Genomic DNA, 24900 nt, shown 5'->3' with positions numbered 1-24900 from the left:
GAAAATACTTATGAGAGAACAGATTTTTGATATTTTGGAAAAGATTTGCGAGGATGATATTGTAAGGAGTAATCCAGACATCGACTTGTTTGAGTCTGATTTGATGGATTCACTTGGTTTTGCGGAACTTCTTGCAGACATTGAAGACGACCTTGGTATTCTGGTCGCGCCGTCCGAAGTAGATCGTAGCACATTCAACACGCCGAACCGCATTGTGGCTTACCTGGAAACAAGGAGTGCGTCATGAAACGGCTTCTTGCTTTCTTCCTGGCGCTCCTGCTTGCCCTTACCTCAGCAGTGGGACTTCATTTTCTGGCAGAGAGTCGGATTCATGTAGACAGCAACGCCTTTGCCTCCTGGTCCGGGGACGGCAAATTTCAGGCCAGAGAAGCAATCCTTCAGAATCTGACCGAGGACACGATCCTGACTTTTGGTTCTTCGGAGTTTCAACATGGCGTTAAGACACCCTACCACCCTGCCAAAGTCTTTCAAAACACGAAGTTCCAGATGATGCTGATCGGAGCCGGCTTCTATCAGTCCCTCAGTCACGCCATCACACTGGCGTCTCTGGGGGATGAGGTACAGAAAAAAGAGGCGATCCTGTTTCTGTCACCTCAGTGGTTTCGCAAAAGTGGTGTTCAGCCTGAAGCTTTTGCGTCCCGGTTCTCTGACTCCCACTATATTGCAATGCTGAAAAATAAACACCTGAGTCCCAAAGTCAAGGACTATATGATCCGGCGTTCCCAGGAGCTGCTGTCTGTAGATCCGTCTATGCAAAATCGCATTGCTCAGTATAACCGAATTCTCTATACAGGAGACGCCTCCCTGTTCGACCGTGTAAATTACAGGATCTTCACCCGGTTTATGGAAGAAAAGGAACTTCAGACTACGATGATGCAGCTTATCAAAGACCGGATCGTGCGAAAATCCTCTGGCTCGAAAACATCCGATACTCCAGATTTCGTTTCCTTGATCGATCAGTCCATCAAAGACGGGGACAAACATAACCAAGGCAATCCTTTCTATATGGATGACAACGTCTACAAGCGTTTGATCCGTCCGTCTCTTAAGAAAAAGAAAAACCAAAGTGTAAACGGAAGTTATAGCACTTCACCAGAGTACGAAGATCTGAGCTGCTTTCTCGACGTTTGTGAGGATCTCGGCATACGTCCGATGCTAGTCATGCTCCCGGTCAACGGCTACTGGTACGACTACACCGGTTTTCCTAAAGAAGCCAGAGCTGACTATTACAAAAAAATACGCACAATCGCCAAAAAGTATCACGCATCACTGCTGGATTATTCTGATCAGGAGTACACCAAATACTTTTTTGAGGACGGCGTTCACATTGGAAAGAAAGGATGGGCAGTAATTAATGAAGACCTTTATCACTTTTATCAAGGACATGAAAAAGAATAAATACGTTCGGTTTGCGGCTTGGACAGCCATCTTCTATTGTATGATCCTGGCAATCTATTTGTATCTTATGTATGCAAATCTGTCTACAGCGCCTAAATTTGTCTACAATATGTTCTAAGTTTTTTCTTATTTTTAGGGCGTGTTCCAATACATTGGAACACGCCCCCTTAATTCTAAAGAACGTTAATGGGTCTCTCCCATTGCTTTTTGAACATCATCTGTAGTTGTAACTGCCGCTTCAATTCCGTATTCCAGTCCTTTTGCGATCATTTCCAGAGACATAAATGGTGTACCGTTGGCTTTATCGACTACCTGACCGTTCTCAAATGGTACATGTATAAATCCTGCACGTACACCTAAATATTTCTTTGCTGCCAGATATAGTGCATTGTACATGATACAGTTACATACATATGTTCCTGCTGTGTAAGAGATGTGAGCCGGAATTCCATGTGCTCTCATATTCTCTACCATTGCTTTTACCGGAAGCGTGGAAAAATATGCCGTCTCGCCGTCCTCTCGGATCGGCTCATCAAATGGCTGCTCTCCATCATTGTCCGGAATCCTTGCTTCTTTTAAATTGATCGCTACTTTTTCCACTGTCATGCAGGAACGTCCGCCAGCCTGTCCTACATCCAGCACAACGTCCGGTCGGTATTTCTGAATCGCTTCCTCTAATACTTCCGCGCTTCTTGTGAATACGGTCGGGATCTCAATCTTGATGATCTCTGCCCCCGCAATGGTATCCGGAAGCAGCTTCACTGCTTCGTAAGCTGGATTAACTTTTTCTCCCCCAAACGGATCAAATCCTGTAACCAAAACTTTCATTGTACTGTAGCCTCCTTTTTATTGTGTTTTTCTAATATACATTCGGCTCCGGAAGGATAATCTTTCCTTCCTGCATCAACATCCTGTTGTCCGCATAAATATCGGGCTCCAGGCATACGAGGTCAAAATGCCCTTTGGCATTTTGTACGCCCCCAAGTGCAAGATTGCGTCCAAGTCCGATATGAAATGTTCCATAGGCGGACTCATCCTCAATATAACAGTCTCCCACACACCTCGAGTAGGAATTCAGGCCAATACCAAATTCCCCACCAATATAAATCCTGCTGTCCTTGTATGCTTTCATATACTCTTTTAAACGGATGCCAGTCGGCGTCTCTTCGATCTTTGCAATACGGCCTTCCCGAAATTCGATTCTCGTTACCTCCTCGGCGCGCCCGATATACCCAAGAGAACCGTCCAGCATCATAATGCCTTCTGTCTTTGTCTCCTCAATCGGCACATACACTTCAATACTTGCGGAAGAATAGCCTTTTCCGTCTTTGATCACACCGTTAAAGAATCCCGGATTTCTTCCCCGCTTTCCCATGTAAAGATCCGTGCCCGCCTGTGTCGTGACATGGAGACCGGAAGAATGTCGAAGATACTTCATAATCACCTTTGCCATCAGCCGGCTTTTCTTCGTATCCATCATCAGAAAATCGAATTCCAGCATGGATCTGCCATTGTTTGTAGACAGCGGCAACGACAAAAACTTCTTATGCTGGCTGATTGCCCTTTTAGCCGCCCTCGTTGTCACAAGGGAATACTCTGTGGCCGCAATGATGGCAGTGTACGGGTCAAATACTGTTTCGTTATCGTCAAAAAACATCCCCACATGTCGTCCTTTATTCTCCACCAGAAGGACATTGACGGATCTGGCCCTCCCAAACGCCTGTTTCCTAAGCTCTCTGGCTTCAGCCCGATATTCCTTGCTTGTTACAATCAACAGTCTGTCCCATGGCTTTATTCTTACCCAGTCTTTGATAATAATGCGGGCTCCCCGCTCCATCTCACACATTCTGTCTGTGCCGTCCTTCTGCTCCTATTTGAAGATGATCATGTAGCAGATCTGCACTACGAGCATGATTCCTGCAACAACGACCTGATTTTTGATTACGCCCCAGCGGTCTTTCATGTTCAAGATCGCCACTGGAACGATATTGAAGTTCGCTGCCATCGGTGTACAGAGCGTACCGCAGTATCCACATGTCAGCGCAAGCATACCGATAACCACCGGATCCGCACCGTAAGCAAGTACGAATGGTCCACCGATACCTACGGTGATAACGGTGATCGCCGCAAACGCATTTCCCATAATCATGGTAAAGAGTACCATACCAATCGCAAAGACGATAATACCAAGGTTGACATTTCCCTTCGGGACCACATTTTCCACGATACCAGCAATGACTTCACCAACACCTGCTGCTGTGAAAATTCCACCCAGCGCCCCAAGGAGCTGAGGAAGCATACACAGAGGACCCATCATAGAAAGGAACCGCTCGGAACCTTCCAGAAATACCTTCGGCTTGTTGTCCGGGGAATAAGCTCTCAGGATCAGCATGGAAATAATAACACCAACCGTAACGCCTACCATAGAGCTGATATTCGTAAACAACGCGAATAACAGAGAACATACCGCTACTGTCAGCGCCGGGATAAAGATTTTCATACCAATCTTTGCATACTGGGATTTTGTATATTCTTTTGTCGGAGCATTTGTTTTTCCGACTTTTACACGCTTGAAAATCGGCGGCATACACATAACAATAACGAGCGCACCGGACACTTTTGCCGGAAGCCAGGTACCGAACGCACATACAACGCCAAAAGAGCACCAAAATACTGCCGTCCCGATTCTGGATGGGTTTTCTTTATCAAGCAGATTCTTGATACCTGCGAAAATCGTGATCAGACCGATAATGATCCACACTGCTTCGCCTAAGATATTTGCAGGGCCAGCCCCAATCTGTATAAATTTAAGATCCATATATCCGTCCCCCTCTTATTCCTTCTTTTTGCCCGATTTTACGGAATCGGATCCATAATATTTTTTCATCAGCTTTTTATCTTTTGTAATGTAGTAGACGCTTGCCACAACAAGAGCGATAATTGCAATCGGAATTTCCGCGGCAGCCAGCTCAATCAACTCTACTTCATATCCGAGAGATTTCAGAGTTGTCTGTACAAGGATGCCTCCGGCTCCGCCGACGAAAAGTACCTGGAAGAAGAACCAGGTAATATTTTCCATGCTGGAGGCCATACCTTTAATATCCTCCATATGTTTTTCGTCCGGCTCGTGCCCATGACTTTCGATGGCGCCTTCCGCCATTGGAAGAAGTACTGGACGGACAAAACCTGCCACTCCACCAAAACCTACGTTAAACGCACCAAAAAACCCTCTGAGGATACCATATGCACACACAAGTCGGCCGGCCGTAGCGCTCTTTACCTTTTTCATCAGATCCGCCGCCGCTTCACGCAGACCATTGGCCTCGAGAACGCCTGTTACAAGCAGGATCATTATGAAAATCGCCATGCTTCGATTTGCTACAAAGTTGGTTCCAAGTGCCTCCAGAAGACCGTCGATTCCGAGACCTCCTGCAAGCGCGGTCGTAACTGCCGCCAAAAAGATAATCAGAATGGAGTCCAGCTTCAGCGCAAATCCGAGCACAACAATCAGGACACCGATCAATTTTATATATTCCATAGATTTTCCTCCTTCTGTGAGTATTCACTCATAGTTTATATATCTTCCGCTTCTCTGGCTTTCCGGATTTGTCCTTCTCTTTTTTCTCTTCCTCCTTCTCTTTTTCTTTTGTTGTCCAGAACCGCGGAGTCTATACGATCATCGGGCGAAGTCTCCGGTATGACGCGGATACCTCTCCTTCTTTGCAGCTTATGCCGCTTTCTTTTAGGTGGGTCGCCTGCATCAGCATCTGCAGGGTCGCCTCATCATGTGCTACATGCGCCCTCGCGCACAAATTCAGATAATCACCCTGAGCCGTTTCATCCGCCACCTCGCTTGTATAAGATACTGTCGTGATCCAAGGGAATCGGATCGACGGATACTTGTGGGCCGGATCTGCCGTATACGGAATCCAATAGTTGATCATATTTTTATAATAATTTGCCGGAAAAAGCTTTGGCATCCAGGCGTGGGCGTATTTCTCAAACTGTGCGCTCCACTCCTTATTAAGCGCCGTCATCTCCGAATCTTCGGCAATTTTGTCCGCAATGACATCTTCCATCTTCTTGTTGACCGGATAATTATCCTTATATTCCTCATCAGTCACATACCAGAAATATCCGTACAGAAGCGATCTTGGCAGCCAGAATCCCTTGTAGGATGGGGATGTATAACCGGAGAACTGCTGCTCCCACTCATGGCTTGGCACTCCGTGATTGTCAACGATCATATCCGGCGCATACCGCTCATAGAGTCTGCTCAGTCCCATGGCCTCACCGTGAATCGTATCCTGGCGGAAATGCTCATGGAAGAACTCTTTTCCAAGGGCATTGAATCTTGCTACATGGAATTTCCAGTACGGGTGCTCTTTCTGAAGCCCGTAATGAATCGCCGCGCCGTCTACATTCTCCATCGGAACAAGGATCAGATTCAGCTTCTCCGGAAGCTCTTTGTACGTCTCCTCCGTGAGCAGTTTCTTCAGAAGAATGAACGATGCATTCGTGCTGGACACCTCGTTTGCATGGTGTCTCGCATTGATAATCTCGGACGGGCAGTTCGTCAGACGCTTCGTCATGGAGAGATAGCCCTCCCACTTTGGCTTCAGCCAGATCGCGTAAAGCTCTCTTCCTGTGTAAGATCTCGCGGTTCGGAAAACTTCAATTCCCGGAACGTGCTTTAATTCCTCAATAATAGTCAGATATTCCTCGTAACCGATCAGTTCCTTCTCAGAAAGTTCAATATCCGTAATCGCTCTCAGACAGGTCTTAGTCTCTGTGGCCCGGATCATTGCCCCTGTTACACTTCCGCTCTCACTGACAAAACGGATTTCTCCAATCTGCTGCCATCCCTCCAGAATTTCCAACACTCCCTGCTCTAAAAGTCCTGCATATGCTTTTAAATATTCCTCTGTGACACCCTTAGCGGAAATCTCCACACCAAGCTTTCCATTCTTCTCCCAAAGTCTGGTCACTTTAAAGGAAACGTCCTCCCGTTTCCTCATACTTTCTATCACGGTTCCGTCTTTGGTGATGCATGGCTTTTCTTTTAATTTCTCAAATACTGTCACTTTCAGTGCCGGTCCGCCTTCCCTCTGGTGGATGGACGGCAGGATCAGTCCCGGTGCGTCCAGCATAACTCCGATATTCTGTACACCATAGTTTTTGAAATAATCACTGCCGGTAAAGTACATATCCTCATGCAGCGCATCCAGAGAAGAAATCAAATCTTCTCGGCAGCCCACCCGGAAATCCGGTTCGCTGACTGTCACATCCAGTAGGAGCTCCTGGAAAAACGGCTGCTGTTCCGGTGTAATGATTCCTCCATTCTTTTCCTCAATATACCGCTTACAGTCCGGCAATACTTCAGCCTGATAAGTATCCCAGACTGCTTCCAGATCCGTCCGGATATTCTTGTGAAGAACTTCCTCCCCATTAATCCAAGCACGTATATAACCCGTCGCCGGATGAACTTTTCCCATTTGCGGATACTCATCCAGATATGGCCGCTCCGAACAACGTGCTTCGTATGTATTCTCATAGCAGATCGCTTGTCCTTGATAAACTCTGCACAGATATGTCAGCCGCTCCTCACCCTCATATGGAAGAAATACGACTGCGTCCCTTGGAATTCCAAGTTCTCCTATAAGCACATCCTCAATCGGATAAAGTTCCTGTAAATAACGAATCGGCAGATCATACCATTTATCCGGATTATCCGCCTGAAGATTGTGGTAGGACGGTGTCGCACCATTCTCGTCCAGCCATCTCGTCTCACCCTCCGGGAGAAATGGCTTGAAATAAATCTCAACCTTGTCCGGCTTCTGCTCTTTCACTGCCGGGATCACAATCTCATTCATCCATGAGAACCCCTGCTTATACGCACAGATCAGCTCTGTCTCCACTGTAGAAACTCCAAGACCCTTTGCCCTCTCTTCGATCTTCTCTGCCATGCAGCGGCGGATCTCCTGGTTCTCGCTGACGGCGCCTTCCACACGGAGAGTATCCCCCACCTTCAAAGTCGGGAAAACATGTTCTTCCAGGAGCGCTTCAAACGTCTCCACTTCCCACGGCAACTCGTATACTTTTTCATATGCTTTCCTGCCTGCTTTGTAATTTTCAAAAATGACGTTCTCAAAAAGTGCTTTTTGTTTATCGGAAAGCTCCGGAGATCCATAGACCGTATATGCTCCCTCTTCTTTCTGCTTCCACGCTTTCAACGCCGCAATCTGACCATTCGCATTTCGCAGCACCGCATCATCGCACATCTCCATCATGACGTCCCGGAACTGCCGAAACCCACCCATCCCCGGGAATTTCTCGCAAATCAGAGCCGAAAGCGTCTCAAGATCTGCTCCTCTTCCTTTCAGATGGACACGGACTGCTTCATCCGTCTCCTCCAGTGTCATCTCCGCACGGTCTCCGTCCTCTAGTATGATTGCGTTTCCACAGTAATCCGCATCCGCCAAAATACCTCCCTCATATCCGGTCGTCTCCATACCAAGACGAAATGCGATATTGCACGCTGCAATCATGGTAGATACGTCCGCATTTTCCGGAAGAATGATCTTCACGTCCAGCTTATCCGGAAGCAGATCAAAATCTTTATCCTTTAAGAACGGGCCTTTACAAAAGACCGTCTCCAGCCCCTTCTCTTTCCGAAAATCCAGATCAAACATCGGCTCCGGATGCCCTTTTACCGGCTCGTATCCTTCCGGCAGTTCTGAGCTGGAAATATGGTATAGGGCTTTTAACTCCTCCTCATTTTCCGGAACCGAGATCTCCCCCTTTGGTCCTGCAACCGGAAATACTGACGCTTCCGCCTGAAATCCCAGAAGCAAAGCGGCTTCCAGAGCCATCCTCTTCTCTTTGGTCGTCATATGTTCTCTTATTTTCAGTTTCCCCAAGATGACACCTCCCATGAACCTATCTTTAAAGTTACTTATGATTTTTCACCCACGGCATAAAATATAATCGAATTTTATCACAGTGAAATGTGAAAGTCAATTTCTTTGCCTGCTTTTCCTCGTTCCATCTGTTTCCATGCGGTTCCGGCTCCTTTTGACGCTTTTTCAGATCACCTGGTGTTCCAGCCATTTCCGGTTTTTCACTCTCACGCTAAATACAATCGCCCGAACAGTCCAGTCTGTAAACATACCGATCCAGACAGCAATTGGCCCCATCTTAAAAACTCTTACAAGAACCATCACCAAGGACACCCGGAAGATCCACATAGAGAGGATCGACACAACCATAGAGAACCTCACATCCCCGGCCGCTCTGAATCCATACGCCGGAATAAATGCCAACGTCCAGACAATCGGCTTGACAATCGTGATGCAGGTGAGCATGAAAATGCACATAGACGCACTTCCCTGTTCCATCCCTCCAAAATATGTGATTGGACGCACCAGGGCAAAAATGAAAAGACAAGACGCTATCACCACAACCTCCCCGATGATGGAAAGCTTCTTCACATAGTAGATTGCTTCGTCCTGTCTCCCGGCTCCCATACATTCCCCAACGACCGTCATCAGCCCGATCCCAACACCGATGGCCATGATCCCATTCAGGTTTTCCAATGTGTTTGTCATACCCTGAGCTGCAATCGCCGCCGTCCCCATCATAGAGACCGTGGACTGGATTGCCAGCTTTCCAAACTGGAACATACTGTTTTCAATGCCTGAGGGAATTCCGATTTTTAAGATTCGCCGAATCTGATCCCAATCCGGGCGGATAGAAAAGTAGCTTTTCAGATGTACCGTCCACTTTGGTTTCCGCAGCTCGTAGAGAACCGCTGCCATGGCAAAGGCTCTCGCCAGCATAGTCGCACACGCTGAGCCGCCCACTCCAAGATGAAATCCCCATACAAACAGGAGATTCAAAACGACATTCAGAACATTCGCAATGATAGATATCTGCATCGGGAGCCTGCTGTTCTCCTGGGCACGCAAAATGGACGCCCCGTCATCATACAGGGCAATAAACGGAAACGCTACTGCAGAAAACAGAAAGTAAATTTTGGCGTTGTCCATCACCTCTTTTTCCACCTTGCCGAAAATGGCCCTCAAAATCGGTTCATGGAATGCAATACAGATCACTGCCATCAAAAGAGACAGAAAAAAAGTGACAAACACAAGCTGACCCGCAGCTTTATTTGCCTTCTCCACGTCTTTGTTTCCAAGATACTGAGAACAGACGACCGTACCTCCAGCCGCCAAGGCCAGAAACGCTTCCACAACCAGGATATTGATTGCGTCCACCAGGGATACCGCCGAAATAGCCGCCGACCCGATATTGCTGACGATCAGCGTGTCCACCGTCCCCATAAACGAATTCAAAAGCTGATCCAAAGCCAGTGGAATCAGCAGCGCAGCCAACTGCCTGTTGGTAAACAAATGCTTTTTCTTTTGTTCTTTCATTGCGGTAAACTCCCTCTGTTTTTTCTCTATCAGTTTATCACAGGAAAGCATTTCCGACAAGATTGCTCAGTTGTGCTGTCACTCCCATTTCCAGAAAAAAGCATATCCCATGATACTCCTCTGGGATATGCCTTTTATAAGCTTTTATATTCTTTTTCTGGATGTTACTCTAAGCCTTGACATGGCTCTTGCGAGCGCCATCTGATTTGCGTTGTATTCTTCCAGACTCTTTTTCTGCCTGAGCTGCTCTTCCGCCCGCTCTTTTGCCTCCTCGGCACGACGGATATCGATCTCCTCCGGGCGCTCCACAGTCAGGGCAAACACCTTGATCCGGTTGTTAAATACTTCGGTGAATCCTGCGCTCACCGCAACGGTAATCTTTTCTCCGTTCGCGTCTACAAAATCCATTTCTCCTGGTACAATCGCCGCAATCATATCTTCGTGGTGCGGCAATACCTGCATCTGACCGTCTTCCACCGGGAATGTAATGCTTTCGCCTCTCCCGACATAGAACTGTCGATTACTTGCATAAATCTCCAGTCCAAATGTATGCTGCTGGTTCATATGCACACTCCTTTACTCCTCTGAGTCTGCTTCCTTTTTTGACTTCTCTATGACATCGTCAATCGTTCCGACATTAAAGAACGCATTTTCCGGGTACTCGTCCATCTCGCCATTTACAATCATCTTAAATCCACGGATCGTCTCTTTGAGCGGAACGTATTTTCCCGGAATTCCGGTAAAGTTTTCCGCCACGTGGAACGGCTGGGAGAGGAATCTCTGTATCTTTCTCGCCCGGAAAACGGTCTTCTTATCCTCTTCTGATAGCTCTTCCATACCAAGGATCGCAATAATGTCCTGGAGCTCTTTATATTTCTGCAGGATTTCCTGCACTTTTCTGGCTACTTCATAATGCTCTTCTCCGACTACGTCCGCTTCCAGAATACGTGAGCTGGATTCCAGCGGATCCACCGCCGGATAAATCCCCTGCTCTACAATCTTTCTGGAAAGGACAGTCTGCGCGTCCAGATGAGCGAATGTCGTTGCCGGAGCCGGGTCTGTCAGGTCGTCCGCAGGAACGTAAACCGCCTGAACAGAAGTGACGGAACCGTTCTTCGTCGAGGCAATCCGCTCCTGAAGAGCCCCCATCTCATTGGCAAGAGTCGGCTGGTATCCTACCGCCGACGGCATACGCCCGAGCAGAGCGGACACCTCAGAACCTGCCTGCACGAAACGGAAAATATTATCAATAAAGAGAAGTACGTTCTGATGCTCCCTGTCACGGAAGTACTCAGCCATAGTAAGTCCAGTCTCCGCCACACGCATACGAGATCCCGGTGGTTCGTTCATCTGTCCAAACACCAGAGCCGTCTTATTTAATACCCCGGACTCTTTCATCTCGGTCCAAAGGTCATTTCCCTCACGGGAACGCTCACCAACGCCAGTAAAGATCGAATATCCACCGTGTTCAGTAGCGATATTCTGGATTAACTCCTGGATGAGCACGGTCTTTCCGACTCCGGCTCCTCCGAATAATCCGATCTTTCCACCCTTGGCATAAGGAGCAAGCAGGTCGATAACCTTAATTCCTGTCTCCAGGATCTCCACTACCGGGCTCTGCTCTTCAAAAGACGGCGGATCTCTGTGAATCTCCCAATGCTCCTCCCCTTCCAGCGATTCTCCGTTGTCAATCGTATCGCCCAGGACATTAAAGAGGCGTCCGAGTGTCTTATCTCCGACTGGAACCTTGATTCCGGCTCCTGTAGCGGTCACTTCCATGTCACGACTAAGTCCCTCACTTGCGGAAAGCATGATGCAACGAACCGTATCATTTCCAACGTGCTGGGATACCTCCATCACGCATTTTTTCCCGTCATTATCCACGACCAGCGCATCTTTGATACTTGGAAGCTCACCGTTTTCAAACACAACATCTACAACAGGCCCCATGACCTGTATAATCTTACCTTTATTCATCGTTATCACTTCCTTTTTTGTGCCTTCGCGCCGGCGATTACCTCAGTGATCTCCTGCGTAATCGCGGCCTGTCTTGCACGGTTATACTGTATGGACAAATCCCGGAGCATCTCCTTTGCATTGTCCGTCGAAGACTGCATCGCAGTCATTCTGGCATTGTTCTCACTGGCATAGGATTCTACCAGACATCCGTATATATTTCCTGTAATGTAGTTCGGTATGACCTGATCCAGAACCTCTTTCGTTGATGGAATCATATGAATGATCTCCTGCTGCACGTCCACCGGAACCTGCGGTATGAAAGCCGCCTTTTTTAACGGGAGAAGCTGCACCCGCTTTGTTTCCATGGTCACGGCATTCTCCATCTCTGTATAGATGATGTCCACCTCGTCCAGATCGCCCTCCAGAAACTTCTCCACAACTTCTCTGGCTATCACCCTCGCTCTGTGCATGGTAGGCTTCTGAACCGTATAATGGAACTGCTCATCCATGTCCACATCCTTCTTCCGGAAATACTGCTGCCCCACAATACCGAGCACATACAGCTTGTGATGGCCTTCCTCCTGAACCATCTCCTCTGTCATCTTGATGACATTGTGGTTGTAGGCTCCGGCCAGTCCCTTATCCGCTGTCACGACAATACAGCCGATCTTTCTGTCCTGTATCTCGATGTGTGGCCTCGTGTCAAAAAAGACATGATCCACATCCGGCATATGACGCAGGATTCGGGAAACCGCATTCTGCATATTGTAAAAGTACGGCTCCGTATCCGCAAGAACCTGCTTGGCACGTTTCATCTTAGAAGAAGAAATCATATACATGGCATTGGTGATCTTCATCGTATCCTGGATACTTTTCATCCGCGCCTGAATTTCTTTTGCATTTGCCATACTAACACCTGCTCTTGTCTCTGAATTCTTCCGCTGCCTTTACAATGTTATCTTCCAGCTCTTCTGTCAGAACCTTCTCTTCAGAAAGCTTGCGGATAATTTCCGGGTACAGATTGCCGATGTATTCCAGAAGCTCTTTCTGGTATTCTTTCAACCCTTTTAACGGAATTCCAATCATCTTCTTATGGGTCGCCGCACAAAGTGTGATCACCTGTTCCGGCATGGAAAGAGGACTGCAAAGTGGCTGTTTTAAAAGCTCCATCAGGCAGGCCCCATATTCGAGTTGGGCTTTGGTGGAATCATCCAGGTCTGAGGAGAACTGGGTGAACACCTGCATCTCACGGTACTGTGCGAGATCGATACGCACACTTCCTGCCGCTTTCTTCATCGCCTTTGTCTGTGCCGCACCACCGACACGGGATACGGAAAGACCGACGTTGACCGCCGGACGCATACCGGAGAAGAACAAATCGCTCTCCAGAAAAATCTGTCCGTCCGTGATGGAAATCACGTTCGTCGGAATGTATGCCGACACGTCTCCCGCCTGGGTCTCAATGATCGGAAGCGCTGTGATCGATCCGCCGCCAGCCTCGTCACTTAAGCGGCTGGAACGCTCCAGAAGTCTGGAGTGAAGATAGAATACATCTCCCGGATACGCCTCACGTCCTGGTGGTCTCTCCAAAAGGAGGGACAGTGCCCGGTACGCTACGGCGTGCTTGGACAGATCGTCATATACGATCAATACATCCTTTCCTTTGTACATGAAATACTCCGCAAGGGCCGTACCCGCATATGGCGCAATATACTGAAGCGGCGCGCAGTCGCTGGCTGTTGCGGCAAACACGGTTGTATAATCCATAGCTCCATATTTTTCAAAAGTGGAAACCAGCTTCGCAATCGTAGACGCCTTCTGTCCGATTGCAACATAAATGCAGATCACATCCTTACCCTTCTGGTTGAGGATCGTGTCTGTGGCGATAGACGTCTTTCCTGTCTGACGGTCTCCGATAATCAGCTCACGCTGTCCGCGCCCGATCGGGAACATGGAATCGATAGAAAGGATTCCCGTCTCAAGCGGTACGGTAACAGATTTTCTGTCTACGATAGACGGAGCCGGATACTCGATCGGCCGGTATTCCTTAGCCTCGATCTCACCCTTGCCGTCGATCGGCGCGCCAAGGGCATTGACAACACGTCCGATATATCCCTCGCCTGCCGGAACACCTGCGCTCTTTCCGGTACGGAACACCCGTGTACCTTCCCCGATCTCACGGTCATCCCCGAACAGAATACATCCGATGCTGTTCTGACGGATATCCTGCACCATACCTTTCAGTCCGTTCTCAAAGGTCACGATCTCACCGTAAGCTGCATGGTCGATGCCGTAGATCGTAGCAATTCCGTCTCCGACGCTGACGACAGTTCCGACTTCCTTGTCCTTGCTGATCTCGTCATAATTCGCGATTTCTTCTTTTAATATGGAGATTATTTCGTCTGAATTGATTGTGCTCAATTAGTTCACCTCCGCTGTTAATGCTGTAAAACACGGGATAATGCCTGGAATCGCCCTTTATGGCTCCAGTCAAACTCCCGACCGCCCGCCCGGAGAATAAATCCTCCGATCAGGCTTTCGTCTTTTGTTAAGGAAAGCACTGCTTCCTTTACATGAAACTTCTGACACAGGAACTGTCTGATCTTTTCCTGCTGCTCCTTCGTCGGAGCCGTCACATAAAGCAAAGTAGCTTCCAGTGTCTTGCTCTGCTTTCTCTCTATTTCCCGGTATGCCTGAAAGATCTCTTCCAGCATATCCGCTTTCTGATTCCTGCACACAACCTTGATAAAATTTCTCGTCCCGTCAGGGAAGATTCTCCCAATGATCTGTTCCTTCACCCGGAACGGGATCGTCGGATTTGTAAGGCTTCTCCCTACTTCCGGGACTGTCTTTAAAATCTCTTCTGTCGTTTTCACGGATTCCGCATCCACATGCAGTTCAAACAAAGCCTGTGCATAATTTTTAGCTGTCTGTGTCATCAGAATCACCTGCTTCTTCTAAAAACCGGTCATAAAGTGCCAAATCTCTTTCGCTGCTTGTTTTCTCACCCATAATTTTAGAAGCGGCCGTTAAAGCAATCTCCGCGATCTGGGATTTCATCTCCCGCATCGTCTGCTCTCTCTCCACTTCCATGGTCTTTCTTGCCTTATCCACAATCTGGCCGGCCTGCTCATTTGCATTCTTTACGATTGCCTCCGCCTGGAGTGACGCTTCTTTTCTGGCCCGCTCCACGATCTGCCCGGACTCCTCCTTTGCCGAAGCGAGCGCCGCCTCATACTGGTCTTTGAGCTTTCCGGCGGATTCCTTCTGATCCCGGGCATCCTTCAACTGTCCACGGATCAGTTCCTCTCTCTGATCCATGATCTTCTGGATCGGCTTAAACAAAAAATGCTGCAACAGGAAATACAGAACAAGCAGATTTATGATGGTACCGATGATCGTTACCGGACTTAACGTCAGCATCTGCCTCTACCTGCCTTTCTGCTATCCTAATAAGATGATGATTAACAGACCGATTACGAAACCGTAGATCGCTGTTGCCTCGGCAAGCGCACAACCTAACAGAAGGGTACTTCTGATCTTTCCTTCCGCCTCCGGCTGTCTTGCGATAGACTCAGCCGCCTTTCCTGTTGCAAGACCGATACCAATACCTGCACCGATACCTGTGAACACTGCTACTGCCGCTCCGATTGCAATTAAAGATGTCATCGTTTTGTTTCCTCCTTATACTCTTTGTGTCAGTGCCCCGCCTACTCGATGGCTTCACCGATAAACAGGGATGTTAAAAATACAAATACATATGCCTGAATGAATCCGTCAAAAAAGTCAAAGTACAGATTAAATGGGATCGGAAGCAAAATCGGACAAATAATTTCGATCAGCTTCATTACCACATAAGATCCCAGTACATTCCCGAACAACCGCATACACAAAGACAGCGGTCGGATTCCAAGCTCCAGTATATTGATGGGAAGCATAATGGGAATAGGCTCGGCAAAGCTTTTCAGCCACCCCTTTGTCCCTTTCTGGTGAATCCCGGAATACTCGATCAGGATAATGCTCATAATCGCCAGTCCGATCGTCACACCGATATCCTTTGTCGGCGGTACAAACCCGAATACCCCCATGATGTTAGAAAGTCCAATAAAGAGGACGATCATCGTCATATAAGGTATGTAGCGTGCTCCACGCTCACCCAGCAGATTATGAAAGAAATTGCGGAAAAACAGGTATCCAGCCTCCAGCGCAAGCTGCTTTTTCCCCGGATTTTCTACTTTCAGGTTCCGCACTAAGATGATAGAAAGTAATACAAGAATCGCCATAACAATCCATGTCACAACGACGGATTCATAGATCGGAAGTCCTTTTCCGACCGGTATTGTGAACACGACTTTACAGTTCAGCTCTTCCATTAACTTCTCTGATAAATTACCCGTTTTGCTCCCTCCTTTTCTTTATTCATATCGTGCTTACTTTACTCCTCAATAATTGAAAAGTCAATATCCGATCCCACAATAATCTGTGACAAAACTTCCCTTTTTTGTATATTTTCACCATTAGGTTTATGAAAGTTTACGACATTTCCAGTCATATCAGCAAATATCCTTTCTGGTATACTTTCCGTAAGCGGCAATTAGGCCGATCACTGCATAGACCATCCCCAGCATAACCAGCTTTATGTCTAATTCCCCTGCCGGGATCACATTGGCCCCGTCCGCATAAGTATATGGAGTAATATAAGTTACAAACTCTGCCTTTTCCGTGATATTTCCAAATACACCCAGGAAATACAGTGCCGCTGCTATACCGATCCCTGCGCTGGTAGCGCCTTTTTTCAGGAAAGCAGAAATACCAAAGCAAATGCAGAGAATTTCAAACTGCATCACAATCTGCGCCCCGTGGAATAAGAAGAAATCATGCCAGTCCGGTTTCTCCCCGATGATGCAGAAAGATACCACTGACAACAGGATCACCATCCCATTAAGCAGGAGCATCTGGCTGATCATCGCCAGAAGCTTTTCTGTTACAACCTGGCTCCGGCTGACCGGATGCGTCAGCAGAAACTCTGCCGTGTGTTCCCGCTCTTCTTTCTCCAACATTCCGGTTCCAAGTACCGCGGCATAAAAGATGCCTCCTATCCCCAGCATACACCCGCCGTAAATTCCATAAAACCCCATCAGTTCCGCATAGTTGAGCCGGTCTGCCCCAAAAGCGGCTGTAAAAGTCCCCATGCTTTCAATGGCGGCCTGAATGGACGCTCCTTCTTTGGTCAGTTCCGGATATAACAGCAGACATAGCGCAATCATCCCGCCAATCACACACCCCCACGCCAGAAGTCCCATCCTTCCGCGCTTCATCTCATGCAGATAGATTCCCATCACCTTTTTCCTCCTTCATAGAAATGCAAAAATGTCTCTTCCAGATCCGGTTCGGTAATCGTCAGGTCCTCTACAGCAAGCCCTTGAAGCGCCCGAATCAGTTCCGACATGGTACCATTGTACAGAAAACTCACAGAACCCTCTCCCCGTATCACATCCTTTGCCTGAATCCCCGGCACTTCTTCGATGCCTTGAATCGTAACTCTCTTTGCGGAAGAATGGCAAATGGTCTTCACATCATCCTCCACTATCAGATGCCCGTCCCGGACAATGGCTGCCCGATGACAGTACCGCCGGATTTCACTCAAAATGTGGGAGGATAAGAACACTGCAGCCCCGCCCCCGCTTTTCTCCCGCACAAGACTGAAGAATTCTTTCTGCATTAGTGGATCGAGTCCGCTCGTAGGTTCATCCAAAATATAGAGATCCGCTTCATGCTGAAAGGCACATATGATCCCCACCTTTTTTCGGTTTCCAAGGGACAGCTCCTCTACTTTCTTTTTCATATCCAGCTTCAGCCGCTCACACAAACATCCTGCTTCTTCACGGCAGTCCTTCCCATACAGTCCGGCAGAAAACCGGATAACCTCACTGACTCTCATTCCACTGTAGAATGTTGTCTCCGACGGCATATAACCGATTCTTCTTAAAATGTCCGTTTTATGTTCCCGCACCGAAAGCCCGAATATTTCCACCTTTCCTGCCGTTGGAATCAAAAGCCCCATCATTGCTCGAATCGTCGTACTTTTTCCGGCTCCATTAGGCCCGATAAACCCGAAAATCTCTCCCTTTCTGACACTGAGGGAAAGGTCTTCAATTCCTCTGTGCTTTCCATAATACTTTGTGAGATTCTGAATATTTATAATGTTCTCCATTCTTATTCCCTCCGTAGATATACCTGTTTCCAAAAATCCAGAAGCTTCTGGAACCCCTCTTCCGCCTGTTTCAGATCTATATGACCCGACTGCATGATCGTATTGAGATACCCTTCACACGCCCAGTACATTTCCCTATACATCATATCGAAATCTAAATCCGGAAGAAATCGCTCCTTTTCAACGTTTCCGATGATCGGCATACAGTAATCATCCACCAACTTCTTCATCTTATCCTGGATCGCCATATGGATCTCTTCCTCCGGTTCCTGTACTGCCCGCAAAATAAATCCAGCCAAATGAGGATAGTCCCGGATTATCCTCAGTTTCCTTTTCATTCCTATCTCGAACTTTGCAAAGAAGTCCTGCTGACTGAGAAGCTCCTTTTCATTCAAAATTCGAGTTCCTGTCTCCACTGCTTTCCCCCAAAGAAACAGATAAAATTCCTTTTTATTCTTAAAATAATGGAACAGCAATGCTTTGCTGATTCCAGCCGCCTTTGCCACATCCGAAACCGGCGCTCTCCGGTAACTGGTGTCACTAAACACCAGAAATCCGGCATTTATAATCCGTTGCTGCTTTTCTTCAGGCAGGCAATAAAATTTCTCGTTCATAGTACTGATTCCCTCCGGTTTTTATATGACTCCATCTGAATCTATTTTCTTCCCGTTGACCATTTTTGTAAAGACCTGAATATGACAAATAAAAAACCAGTATAAAAGAGCCGCATTTTTATAAAACTACGGCTCTTTTTCTGATCTCTTTTTGATATTTACAATGTCTTATAATCTCTTCATCAGTTCTTCGCGTTCCTTTTCATATCCAGGTTTGCCCAGGAGCGCAAACATATTTTTCTTGTATGCCTCTACACCCGGCTGGTTGAATGGGTTGACCCCAAGAATATAGCCGCTGACACCACAGGCAAATTCAAAGAAATAGAATAGTTCTCCAAGGTAGAATTCATTCTGTTCCGGAATGTTCACCATCAAATTCGGCACATTCCCATCTGTGTGGGCAAGAACAGTTCCGTTCATGGCACTCTTGTTGACGAAGTCCACCGTCTGTCCTGCCAGGTAGTTCAGTCCATCGAGATCTACCGGCTCTTCGCCGATCATAACTTCCTCTCTGGATTTCTCTACATTGAGGACCGTCTCATACATAATCCTGCTTCCGTCCTGGATGAACTGTCCCATAGAATGAAGGTCTGTTGTTAAATCCACAGACGCCGGAAAAATACCCTTCTGATCTTTTCCTTCGCTTTCACCGTAGAGCTGTTTCCACCACTCGGATACATAGTGAAGGCTTGGCTCATAGTTTGCCAGTACTTCCACTGATTTTCCCTTCGCATGAAGAATATTTCTGACTGCCGCGTATTTCAGTGCGTCATTTTCCTCAAAGGAAAGCTCCAGCGCTGCTTTTCTGGCGGATGCCGCACCTTCCATCAGTTTCGTAATATCCGCTCCACTTGCAGCGATCGGAAGAAGTCCGACTGCTGTCAGAACGGAAAAACGTCCTCCTACATCATCAGGAACAACAAAAGATTCATATCCTTCCTCTGTCGCCAGATTTTTAAGCGCTCCTCTTTCCTTATCTGTGGTGGCGTAGATTCTCTTTGCCGCCTCTTCTTTCCCGTACTTCTTCTCCAGCATTTCTTTAAAGATGCGGAATGCGATGGCCGGCTCTGTCGTCGTACCGGACTTGGAAATAATATTTACAGAAAAGTCTCTCTCTCCGATCACATCAATCAGGTCGTGAAGATAGGTACTGCTGATACTATTTCCTACAAAGTAGATCTCTGGCGTCTTACGTGCCTCTTTGGAAATCATATTGTAGAAACTGTGTCTTAAGAACTCAATCGCAGCTCTGGCTCCGAGATAGGAACCTCCTATTCCGATTACAAGAAGTACGTCGGAATCTGCCTTGATCTTATCTGCCGCTTTCTGAATTCTCTCAAACTCATCTTTATCATAATCTTCCGGAAGGTCGATCCATCCAAGGAAATCATTTCCTGCTCCTGTGCGTGCCAACAACTTGTCCTTTGCTGCCAGTACGATATCTTTCATGGACTCCATCTCATGTTCCCTGATAAACAGATTTGCCTTTGAATAGTCAAATGTTACCTTTGCCATCACATTACCCATCCTTTCTATCATCATTATAGGTAGTTATTACAGGTATATTTTAGCAAAAGGCCTTTTAATTATCAAGTTAAAAACTCAGCAAGGATCTCACGGATCATCTGTTCATCTCTTCTTCTCTTCTCCCTGTGTTCTTCTTCGTCTTTTCCCTTCTCCTGTTCTTCTTTCATCAAAGTAACAAGTTCTGACTCAATCTTCTCGTGTTCCGGCTCTCTGGAATATGTGTCCTGCTCCCGGTCAAAAGCGAATGCTCCTGCCCTCACTTTAGCGCTTGCCGCCACCGCCGGAGCTGCTTCTTCTGCCATCTCCTGAGACTCTGCCTCCACCTGGAAGGCTGCTATCGTCTCTTTCTCATTCTCTGTCGGCCCTTCTTCCAAAACCGCCTTTTTCTCCGCTAACTGGATTTCTTCTTCCACTTCCGCCGTCTGACTCATTTTTTCATACCTGCGGGCATATGTATTTTCCAAGAACTCAATCATATAGTTTTTGGCTGCTTCTAACTGATAGCCCTCGTCCGTCACCATCCGAAGGGCAAACAAAAGCAGCGATCCTGCCAGACCGGCAGCCGCGTACTGTCCTACAGTTTCCAGCGGTGCCTCCCCCACATATGCGGCGGCTGCCCCTGCGGCTCCAAACACCAGGCAGCACCATGCGGCCGCCTTCTCCATCTGCCTCCAGCTATGAAGCTTTATCCACAGTACTTTGTATTCATACATATACTTATCCACAAACGCCCGGATATTTTGCACCTTATCGCTCACCATACAGGCATGTTCAAATTTTGCCCGGACAAGCTTCATCAAAGGATGCAGGCTTTTCCCCATTTTGCCCGCCTCTTTTACCAGACGCCTCAGTGTCAGGCTGACAGTGATCTTACTGATGACTCCCAGAACACACATCACCCCGACCGCGTAAAATAACACTCCGTGTTTCCATACTGCTTCCAACATAAAAAGAGCCTCCTCCGTTATTTTGTTTGTTTTTAAGTATAACTGATAATAACAGAAAAAGGCTCAATAACCGTTCTACATAATTTTTATAAATCCCTGCAAAAGCAGGCGTTTTTTGCCGACTCGAAAGTGTTCCTCTCCTAGATCTCCGAAACCAGCGCCTCGATCAGCCGGACACTATGCCGGATTGCCGCCGCTTCGAAAGCCGGATAGTCCACAACAGCACTGTTGTCGGCTTTATCCGAAATGGCACGAATGATGACGCACGAAATTTTGTTGAGATAGGCCGCATGAGCGATGGCCGCACCCTCCATTTCTGTACACTTTGCGTCAAAGACCCGAATAAGCTGCTCTTTCTTCTCCCCGGAAGATACAAACTGATCGCCACTTACGACCCTTCCGATCCAGGTATGGACATCTGGATTGGCTTTCTCGTTGACTTCCTTTGCTAATTTGACCAGACTTTCGTCTGCCGGGAAAGAGAATGTATCCATCTGAGGAATCTGACCGATCGGATCACCAAATATACTGGCGTCCATATCATGTTCCACCGCATCTGTGGAAATCACAATATCACCAATATCAATTTCCGCATCCAGCGAGCCTGCAATCCCCGTGTTGATAATCACATCCACATGAAATTGATCTACAAGGATCTGTGTACAGATCGCCGCATTGACCTTGCCGATGCCACTCCTTACAACAACAACCTCTCTGCCGGAAAGTTTCCCTCTACAAAAAGAAAGGGAGGCAACCTCGGTTGTTTCTTCTATTTCCATATTCTTTTTCAACTGTGCAACTTCATCTTCCATTGCCCCGATAATTCCTATCATGGTTTCGACCTCCTTTTTTGTTGCTATTTACAGCACCCCGCCCGCATGCGCACTCGTCGCACTCACAGTGCTCCAGTCCCGCTCCCCACGGAGCTAAGACTGCTTATGTGGGTGGGGTGACTGCTTCACAGTACGGAATCTTGAATCGGCTGTAAATAGTAACCCTTTTTCCCACAGTATAACAAATTTTTTCATTTATACCTAGCATCTTTTTTTCCTGTTTGCTATAATTCTGTCTCGGAAGGGAATCAGAAATGGAGGAATTATCATGAAATACAGACCAACAGGCGTTTGTTCCAAAGAGATCCAGTTTGATCTGGATGATCAAAACCGCATCCACAATGTCCGTTTTCTCGGCGGCTGCAACGGAAATCTCCAGGGTATCGCAAGCCTTGTAGAAGGGATGGAAGTCGAAGACGCCATCCACCGTCTTTCCGGAATTAAATGTGGCGCAAAAGCTACATCCTGCCCGGATCAGTTTGCAAAAGCACTTCAGGCAAGCCAGAATGAATAAAAGCTAAAAAAAGCGATCCGCTTTGAAGCCACAAGGAAAAGGGATAGTTCCGGAACACTATTGCAAGCATTGTTCCAGACCATCCCTTTTTTGCGTTCATCAGCTAAAGTTTATTCACGCTTTGCCATCCAGTCTGCGATCTTCTCAAAGACTCTCTTCCGATCTTTCTCATTTAAAATCTCATGCCGATCCCCGGAATACAGTTGGATCTCCACATCCTTCATTCCAGCTTTTCGGTACTGCTCATAGACTCTCCATACTCCGGCTCCAAAGTCTCCTACCGGGTCTTTGTCTCCCGACACAAAGAGTACCGCAAGATCCTTGGGAATATTCGCGACTCCCTTTTTCGTCAGTGTCTTCATTCCGCGAAACATCTGTCTGTACGCAGTCACAGTAAACAAAAATCCACAGAGCGGGTCTTCCTCGTAATGTACAACATTTTCGGGATTTGCTGACAGCCACTCTCTTCCGGTCTTCCCGGGCTCAAACGACTTATTATAGCCTCCAAACGCCATGTTATCTACAAGACGGCTCCGGTAATGGCCACCCCGCAAATTACCGATCGCACTACAAAGTAATCCTCCTGCCACAAGCAGCGGATACGGCTTATACCCGGTTCCCATCACAATGGCACCAGTAAGCTCTTTCCCATAGTTCTGGATATACTGTCTGAGCAAAAAAGACCCCATACTGTGTCCCAGCATAAAATACGGACAGTCTGGATACCGCTTTTTTGTCGCCAAGAACAACTTACGTATATCCCCAATCACACATTCATTGCCTCGTTTGTCCGGAAAGTATCCATAATCCTCCTCTGATAGAACAGATTGCCCATGCCCCAGGTGATCATGCCCGGTAACATAATATCCCTTCTCAGCAAGCCACCTTGCAAATTCATCATATCGATTCACATATTCTGTCATCCCGTGACAAAGCTGTATCACAGCCCGTATCTCTCTATTTTCCGGTATCCATGCTACTGCATGGATTTTTGTTTTATGGTCACAGGAAAGATAGAATCCCTCTCGTTTCATGCTGCCTCCTACCTGTCTTCCAGCTTGACATATTCTTTATGTCCTGCCAGAGCCTTGTACGCCGGACGGATGATCTTGTCCACGTTCTTCAGCTCTTCCAGACGGTGTGCACTCCAACCGACCACACGCGCCGCCGCAAAGATCGGCGTGTAAAGAGCCGGGGGCAGTCCCAGCATACTGTATACCAGGCCGCTGTAGAAGTCGACATTGGCATTGACTCCTTTGTATATCTTTCTTTTCTCTCCAATAACCTGCGGGCCTAAACGCTCCACAAGCTCATAAAGCGCATATTCTTTTTCGTAACCTTTTTCTTTAGCAAGCTTCTCTACAAAGACTTTAAAGATCTCTGCTCTCGGATCGGAGATGGAATATACCGCATGTCCCATTCCGTAAATCAGCCCTTTCTTATCGAATGCCTGCTTATCAAGAAGCCGGGACAGATAATCTTTTACTTCATCTTCATCTGCCCAGTCGTTTAACTGAGCTTTCATATCCTCAAACATCTTTACAACTTTGATATTGGCTCCGCCATGCTTCGGTCCCTTTAAAGACGCCATGGCAGCCGCCATCGTGGAGTATGTGTCGGTACCGGAGGAGGTGACAACGTGAGTCGTAAAGGTGGAATTGTTACCGCCGCCGTGATCCATATGAAGTACCAGCGCCATGTCGAGAATCTTTGCCTCGAGCTCTGTATATTTCCGGTCTTCTCTTAACATCATCAGAATATTCTCTGCTGTGGACAGCTCCGGCTTCGGTGCGTATATAAAAAGATCCTCTCCCATCTTGTAATTGTATGCATGATATCCGTACACCATCAGCATCGGAAACTGACTGATGAGATTCAGGCATTGCCGCAGAACATTCGGAATACTCGTATCGTCCGCTTTCTCATCATAGGAGTACAGTTGAAGAATGCTTCTTGAAATACTGTTCATCATGTCCGGACTGGATGCTTTCATAATTACATCCCGCACGAAATTCGGCGGCAATGTTCTACGCTCCACCAAAAGATCGTGGAACTCTTCCAACTGTTTTTTTGTCGGGAGTTCACCAAATAAAAGCAAATACGCAATCTCTTCAAATCCAAAATGATGTGCGGACAAAAAGCCATTGACCAGGTCTTTGATATTATAGCCCCGGTAATAAAGGCTTCCCGGACAGGGAACTTCCTTGCCGTCAATGATTTCTTTCGCATGAACATCAGAAACATTGGTCAGACCGGCAAGCACACCTTTTCCGTTCAAATCACGCAATCCTCTCTTTACTTCGTATTTTGTAAAGAGCTCTTTGTCGATTGCATTGTTCTCTTCACAAATCTCCGAGAGCTTCTGAATCTGTGGTGTAATCTTAAATAATGCTTCATCAACTGTTTTGGCCATAAGCTGTTCCTCCTTTATGTCTTGG

General features: G+C 47.3%; 25 protein-coding genes. 3 read left to right on the top strand and 22 right to left on the bottom strand.

Features of this window, described 5'->3' with window-relative positions:
• The first annotated feature begins 10 nt into the window (after positions 1 to 10).
• Both dltC and dltD read left to right on the top strand, forming a co-directional pair.
• The gene (dltC, locus tag AOA56_RS00325) at positions 11 to 247 is read left to right on the top strand and encodes a D-alanine--poly(phosphoribitol) ligase subunit 2 (protein ID WP_024734024.1); all 237 of its coding nucleotides are present in this window, start codon (positions 11 to 13) and stop codon (positions 245 to 247) included.
• Positions 244 to 1419 carry a D-alanyl-lipoteichoic acid biosynthesis protein DltD gene (gene dltD / locus AOA56_RS00320; protein WP_048621232.1) on the top strand — a complete coding sequence of 392 codons (1176 nt, stop codon included), beginning with the start codon at positions 244 to 246 and terminating at the stop codon, positions 1417 to 1419. The genes dltC and dltD overlap by 4 nt, the downstream gene beginning before the upstream one ends.
• A 183-nt stretch (positions 1420 to 1602) precedes the next feature.
• Here dltD and pcp read toward each other — a convergent pair whose 3' ends face one another.
• The 20 genes from pcp to AOA56_RS00220 all read right to left on the bottom strand — a co-directional run bounded on the left by pcp (position 1603) and on the right by AOA56_RS00220 (position 21948).
• On the bottom strand, positions 1603 to 2247 hold the full coding sequence (pcp, locus tag AOA56_RS00315) for a pyroglutamyl-peptidase I (RefSeq protein WP_024734021.1): 645 nt from the start codon (positions 2245 to 2247) through the stop codon (positions 1603 to 1605).
• Between the two features lie 31 nt (positions 2248 to 2278).
• Positions 2279 to 3265 (bottom strand): 2,5-dihydroxypyridine 5,6-dioxygenase NicX family protein, encoded by a 987-nt coding sequence (locus AOA56_RS00310; RefSeq protein ID WP_053768733.1) that lies wholly within the window; start codon positions 3263 to 3265, stop codon positions 2279 to 2281.
• Positions 3266 to 3289: 24 nt separating this feature from the next.
• Positions 3290 to 4237: a DUF979 domain-containing protein gene (locus AOA56_RS00305; RefSeq protein WP_024734020.1), complete on the bottom strand. Its 948-nt coding sequence runs from the start codon at positions 4235 to 4237 to the stop codon at positions 3290 to 3292.
• Between the two features lie 15 nt (positions 4238 to 4252).
• A complete protein-coding gene (locus AOA56_RS00300) occupies positions 4253 to 4957 on the bottom strand; it encodes a DUF969 domain-containing protein (protein ID WP_024734019.1) in 705 nt (234 codons plus the stop codon).
• A gap of 130 nt (positions 4958 to 5087) precedes the next feature.
• Complete coding sequence (locus AOA56_RS00295) at positions 5088 to 8339, bottom strand: M14 family metallopeptidase (protein ID WP_242843426.1); 3252 nt, start codon at positions 8337 to 8339, stop codon at positions 5088 to 5090.
• 165 nt (positions 8340 to 8504) lie between these two features.
• Positions 8505 to 9854: an MATE family efflux transporter gene (locus tag AOA56_RS00290; protein WP_152334164.1), complete on the bottom strand. Its 1350-nt coding sequence runs from the start codon at positions 9852 to 9854 to the stop codon at positions 8505 to 8507.
• A gap of 144 nt (positions 9855 to 9998) precedes the next feature.
• Positions 9999 to 10418, bottom strand: coding sequence for an ATP synthase F1 subunit epsilon (gene atpC / locus AOA56_RS00285; RefSeq protein ID WP_024734016.1), 420 nt, complete (start codon positions 10416 to 10418; stop codon positions 9999 to 10001).
• A 12-nt stretch (positions 10419 to 10430) separates the two neighbouring features.
• Entirely contained in the window at positions 10431 to 11831 is a 1401-nt protein-coding gene (gene atpD, locus AOA56_RS00280) for a F0F1 ATP synthase subunit beta (protein WP_024734015.1), read from the bottom strand.
• Between the two features lie 5 nt (positions 11832 to 11836).
• Entirely contained in the window at positions 11837 to 12721 is an 885-nt protein-coding gene (gene atpG / locus AOA56_RS00275; RefSeq protein WP_024734014.1) for an ATP synthase F1 subunit gamma, read from the bottom strand.
• A gap of 1 nt (position 12722) precedes the next feature.
• On the bottom strand, positions 12723 to 14234 hold the full coding sequence (atpA, locus tag AOA56_RS00270; protein ID WP_024734013.1) for a F0F1 ATP synthase subunit alpha: 1512 nt from the start codon (positions 14232 to 14234) through the stop codon (positions 12723 to 12725).
• A gap of 17 nt (positions 14235 to 14251) precedes the next feature.
• Positions 14252 to 14752, bottom strand: a complete 501-nt coding sequence (atpH, locus tag AOA56_RS00265; protein WP_024734012.1) for an ATP synthase F1 subunit delta — start codon at positions 14750 to 14752, stop codon at positions 14252 to 14254.
• Positions 14736 to 15236 carry a F0F1 ATP synthase subunit B gene (gene atpF / locus AOA56_RS00260; RefSeq protein ID WP_024734011.1) on the bottom strand — a complete coding sequence of 167 codons (501 nt, stop codon included), beginning with the start codon at positions 15234 to 15236 and terminating at the stop codon, positions 14736 to 14738. Before atpF ends, atpH begins: the two co-directional genes overlap by 17 nt.
• 21 nt (positions 15237 to 15257) lie before the next feature.
• Positions 15258 to 15482 (bottom strand): ATP synthase F0 subunit C, encoded by a 225-nt coding sequence (atpE, locus tag AOA56_RS00255; RefSeq protein ID WP_024734010.1) that lies wholly within the window; start codon positions 15480 to 15482, stop codon positions 15258 to 15260.
• 41 nt (positions 15483 to 15523) lie between these two features.
• Positions 15524 to 16186, bottom strand: a complete 663-nt coding sequence (locus AOA56_RS00250) for a F0F1 ATP synthase subunit A (protein WP_024734009.1) — start codon at positions 16184 to 16186, stop codon at positions 15524 to 15526.
• Positions 16187 to 16366: 180 nt separating this feature from the next.
• Positions 16367 to 17152 (bottom strand): ABC transporter permease subunit, encoded by a 786-nt coding sequence (locus AOA56_RS00245; RefSeq protein ID WP_024734008.1) that lies wholly within the window; start codon positions 17150 to 17152, stop codon positions 16367 to 16369.
• Positions 17152 to 18027, bottom strand: coding sequence for an ABC transporter ATP-binding protein (locus AOA56_RS00240; RefSeq protein ID WP_053768732.1), 876 nt, complete (start codon positions 18025 to 18027; stop codon positions 17152 to 17154). Before AOA56_RS00240 ends, AOA56_RS00245 begins: the two co-directional genes overlap by 1 nt.
• A gap of 2 nt (positions 18028 to 18029) precedes the next feature.
• Positions 18030 to 18641 carry a TetR/AcrR family transcriptional regulator gene (locus AOA56_RS00235; RefSeq protein ID WP_024734007.1) on the bottom strand — a complete coding sequence of 204 codons (612 nt, stop codon included), beginning with the start codon at positions 18639 to 18641 and terminating at the stop codon, positions 18030 to 18032.
• A gap of 168 nt (positions 18642 to 18809) precedes the next feature.
• Positions 18810 to 20159 (bottom strand): glucose-6-phosphate isomerase, encoded by a 1350-nt coding sequence (locus tag AOA56_RS00230; protein ID WP_173700525.1) that lies wholly within the window; start codon positions 20157 to 20159, stop codon positions 18810 to 18812.
• 71 nt (positions 20160 to 20230) lie between these two features.
• On the bottom strand, positions 20231 to 21115 hold the full coding sequence (locus tag AOA56_RS00225; protein ID WP_053768731.1) for a hypothetical protein: 885 nt from the start codon (positions 21113 to 21115) through the stop codon (positions 20231 to 20233).
• A 140-nt stretch (positions 21116 to 21255) separates the two neighbouring features.
• Complete coding sequence (locus AOA56_RS00220; RefSeq protein ID WP_024734004.1) at positions 21256 to 21948, bottom strand: 5'-methylthioadenosine/adenosylhomocysteine nucleosidase; 693 nt, start codon at positions 21946 to 21948, stop codon at positions 21256 to 21258.
• Positions 21949 to 22216: 268 nt separating this feature from the next.
• On the opposite strand from AOA56_RS00220, the gene AOA56_RS00215 reads away from it, so the two are divergent.
• The gene (locus AOA56_RS00215) at positions 22217 to 22462 is read left to right on the top strand and encodes a TIGR03905 family TSCPD domain-containing protein (protein WP_024734003.1); all 246 of its coding nucleotides are present in this window, start codon (positions 22217 to 22219) and stop codon (positions 22460 to 22462) included.
• A 110-nt stretch (positions 22463 to 22572) separates the two neighbouring features.
• Here AOA56_RS00215 and AOA56_RS00210 read toward each other — a convergent pair whose 3' ends face one another.
• Together AOA56_RS00210 and AOA56_RS00205 are read right to left on the bottom strand one after the other, a co-directional pair.
• Complete coding sequence (locus AOA56_RS00210) at positions 22573 to 23496, bottom strand: alpha/beta fold hydrolase (protein WP_053768730.1); 924 nt, start codon at positions 23494 to 23496, stop codon at positions 22573 to 22575.
• An 8-nt stretch (positions 23497 to 23504) separates the two neighbouring features.
• Positions 23505 to 24875 carry a citrate/2-methylcitrate synthase gene (locus AOA56_RS00205; RefSeq protein WP_024734001.1) on the bottom strand — a complete coding sequence of 457 codons (1371 nt, stop codon included), beginning with the start codon at positions 24873 to 24875 and terminating at the stop codon, positions 23505 to 23507.
• Between the last annotated feature and the right edge of the window lie 25 nt (positions 24876 to 24900).

Origin of the sequence: Sellimonas intestinalis (genome assembly GCF_001280875.1) — a bacterium.
Taxonomy (GTDB): domain Bacteria; phylum Bacillota; class Clostridia; order Lachnospirales; family Lachnospiraceae; genus Sellimonas; species Sellimonas intestinalis.
This window is presented reverse-complemented; position numbering and strand designations above follow the sequence as displayed.

Bases quoted from the DNA above. Each gene is read 5' to 3' on its own strand.
- dltD (WP_048621232.1), top strand. From the start codon at position 244: ATGAAACGGCTTCTTGCTTTCTTCCTGGCGCTCCTGCTTGCCCTTACC.
- AOA56_RS00305 (WP_024734020.1), bottom strand. From the start codon at position 4,237: ATGGATCTTAAATTTATACAGATTGGGGCTGGCCCTGCAAATATCTTA.
- AOA56_RS00235 (WP_024734007.1), bottom strand. From the start codon at position 18,641: ATGAACGAGAAATTTTATTGCCTGCCTGAAGAAAAGCAGCAACGGATT.
- AOA56_RS00225 (WP_053768731.1), bottom strand. From the start codon at position 21,115: ATGTTGGAAGCAGTATGGAAACACGGAGTGTTATTTTACGCGGTCGGG.
- atpE (WP_024734010.1), bottom strand. From the start codon at position 15,482: ATGACATCTTTAATTGCAATCGGAGCGGCAGTAGCAGTGTTCACAGGT.
- AOA56_RS00300 (WP_024734019.1), bottom strand. From the start codon at position 4,957: ATGGAATATATAAAATTGATCGGTGTCCTGATTGTTGTGCTCGGATTT.
- AOA56_RS00290 (WP_152334164.1), bottom strand. From the start codon at position 9,854: ATGAAAGAACAAAAGAAAAAGCATTTGTTTACCAACAGGCAGTTGGCT.
- AOA56_RS00250 (WP_024734009.1), bottom strand. From the start codon at position 16,186: ATGGAAGAGCTGAACTGTAAAGTCGTGTTCACAATACCGGTCGGAAAA.
- atpG (WP_024734014.1), bottom strand. From the start codon at position 12,721: ATGGCAAATGCAAAAGAAATTCAGGCGCGGATGAAAAGTATCCAGGAT.
- AOA56_RS00310 (WP_053768733.1), bottom strand. From the start codon at position 3,265: ATGTGTGAGATGGAGCGGGGAGCCCGCATTATTATCAAAGACTGGGTA.
- AOA56_RS00220 (WP_024734004.1), bottom strand. From the start codon at position 21,948: ATGATAGGAATTATCGGGGCAATGGAAGATGAAGTTGCACAGTTGAAA.
- AOA56_RS00245 (WP_024734008.1), bottom strand. From the start codon at position 17,152: ATGGGAATCTATCTGCATGAGATGAAGCGCGGAAGGATGGGACTTCTG.
- atpC (WP_024734016.1), bottom strand. From the start codon at position 10,418: ATGAACCAGCAGCATACATTTGGACTGGAGATTTATGCAAGTAATCGA.
- AOA56_RS00210 (WP_053768730.1), bottom strand. From the start codon at position 23,496: ATGAAACGAGAGGGATTCTATCTTTCCTGTGACCATAAAACAAAAATC.
- dltC (WP_024734024.1), top strand. From the start codon at position 11: ATGAGAGAACAGATTTTTGATATTTTGGAAAAGATTTGCGAGGATGAT.
- AOA56_RS00205 (WP_024734001.1), bottom strand. From the start codon at position 24,875: ATGGCCAAAACAGTTGATGAAGCATTATTTAAGATTACACCACAGATT.
- atpF (WP_024734011.1), bottom strand. From the start codon at position 15,236: ATGCTGACGTTAAGTCCGGTAACGATCATCGGTACCATCATAAATCTG.
- atpH (WP_024734012.1), bottom strand. From the start codon at position 14,752: ATGACACAGACAGCTAAAAATTATGCACAGGCTTTGTTTGAACTGCAT.
- atpD (WP_024734015.1), bottom strand. From the start codon at position 11,831: ATGAATAAAGGTAAGATTATACAGGTCATGGGGCCTGTTGTAGATGTT.
- AOA56_RS00215 (WP_024734003.1), top strand. From the start codon at position 22,217: ATGAAATACAGACCAACAGGCGTTTGTTCCAAAGAGATCCAGTTTGAT.
- pcp (WP_024734021.1), bottom strand. From the start codon at position 2,247: ATGAAAGTTTTGGTTACAGGATTTGATCCGTTTGGGGGAGAAAAAGTT.
- AOA56_RS00240 (WP_053768732.1), bottom strand. From the start codon at position 18,027: ATGGAGAACATTATAAATATTCAGAATCTCACAAAGTATTATGGAAAG.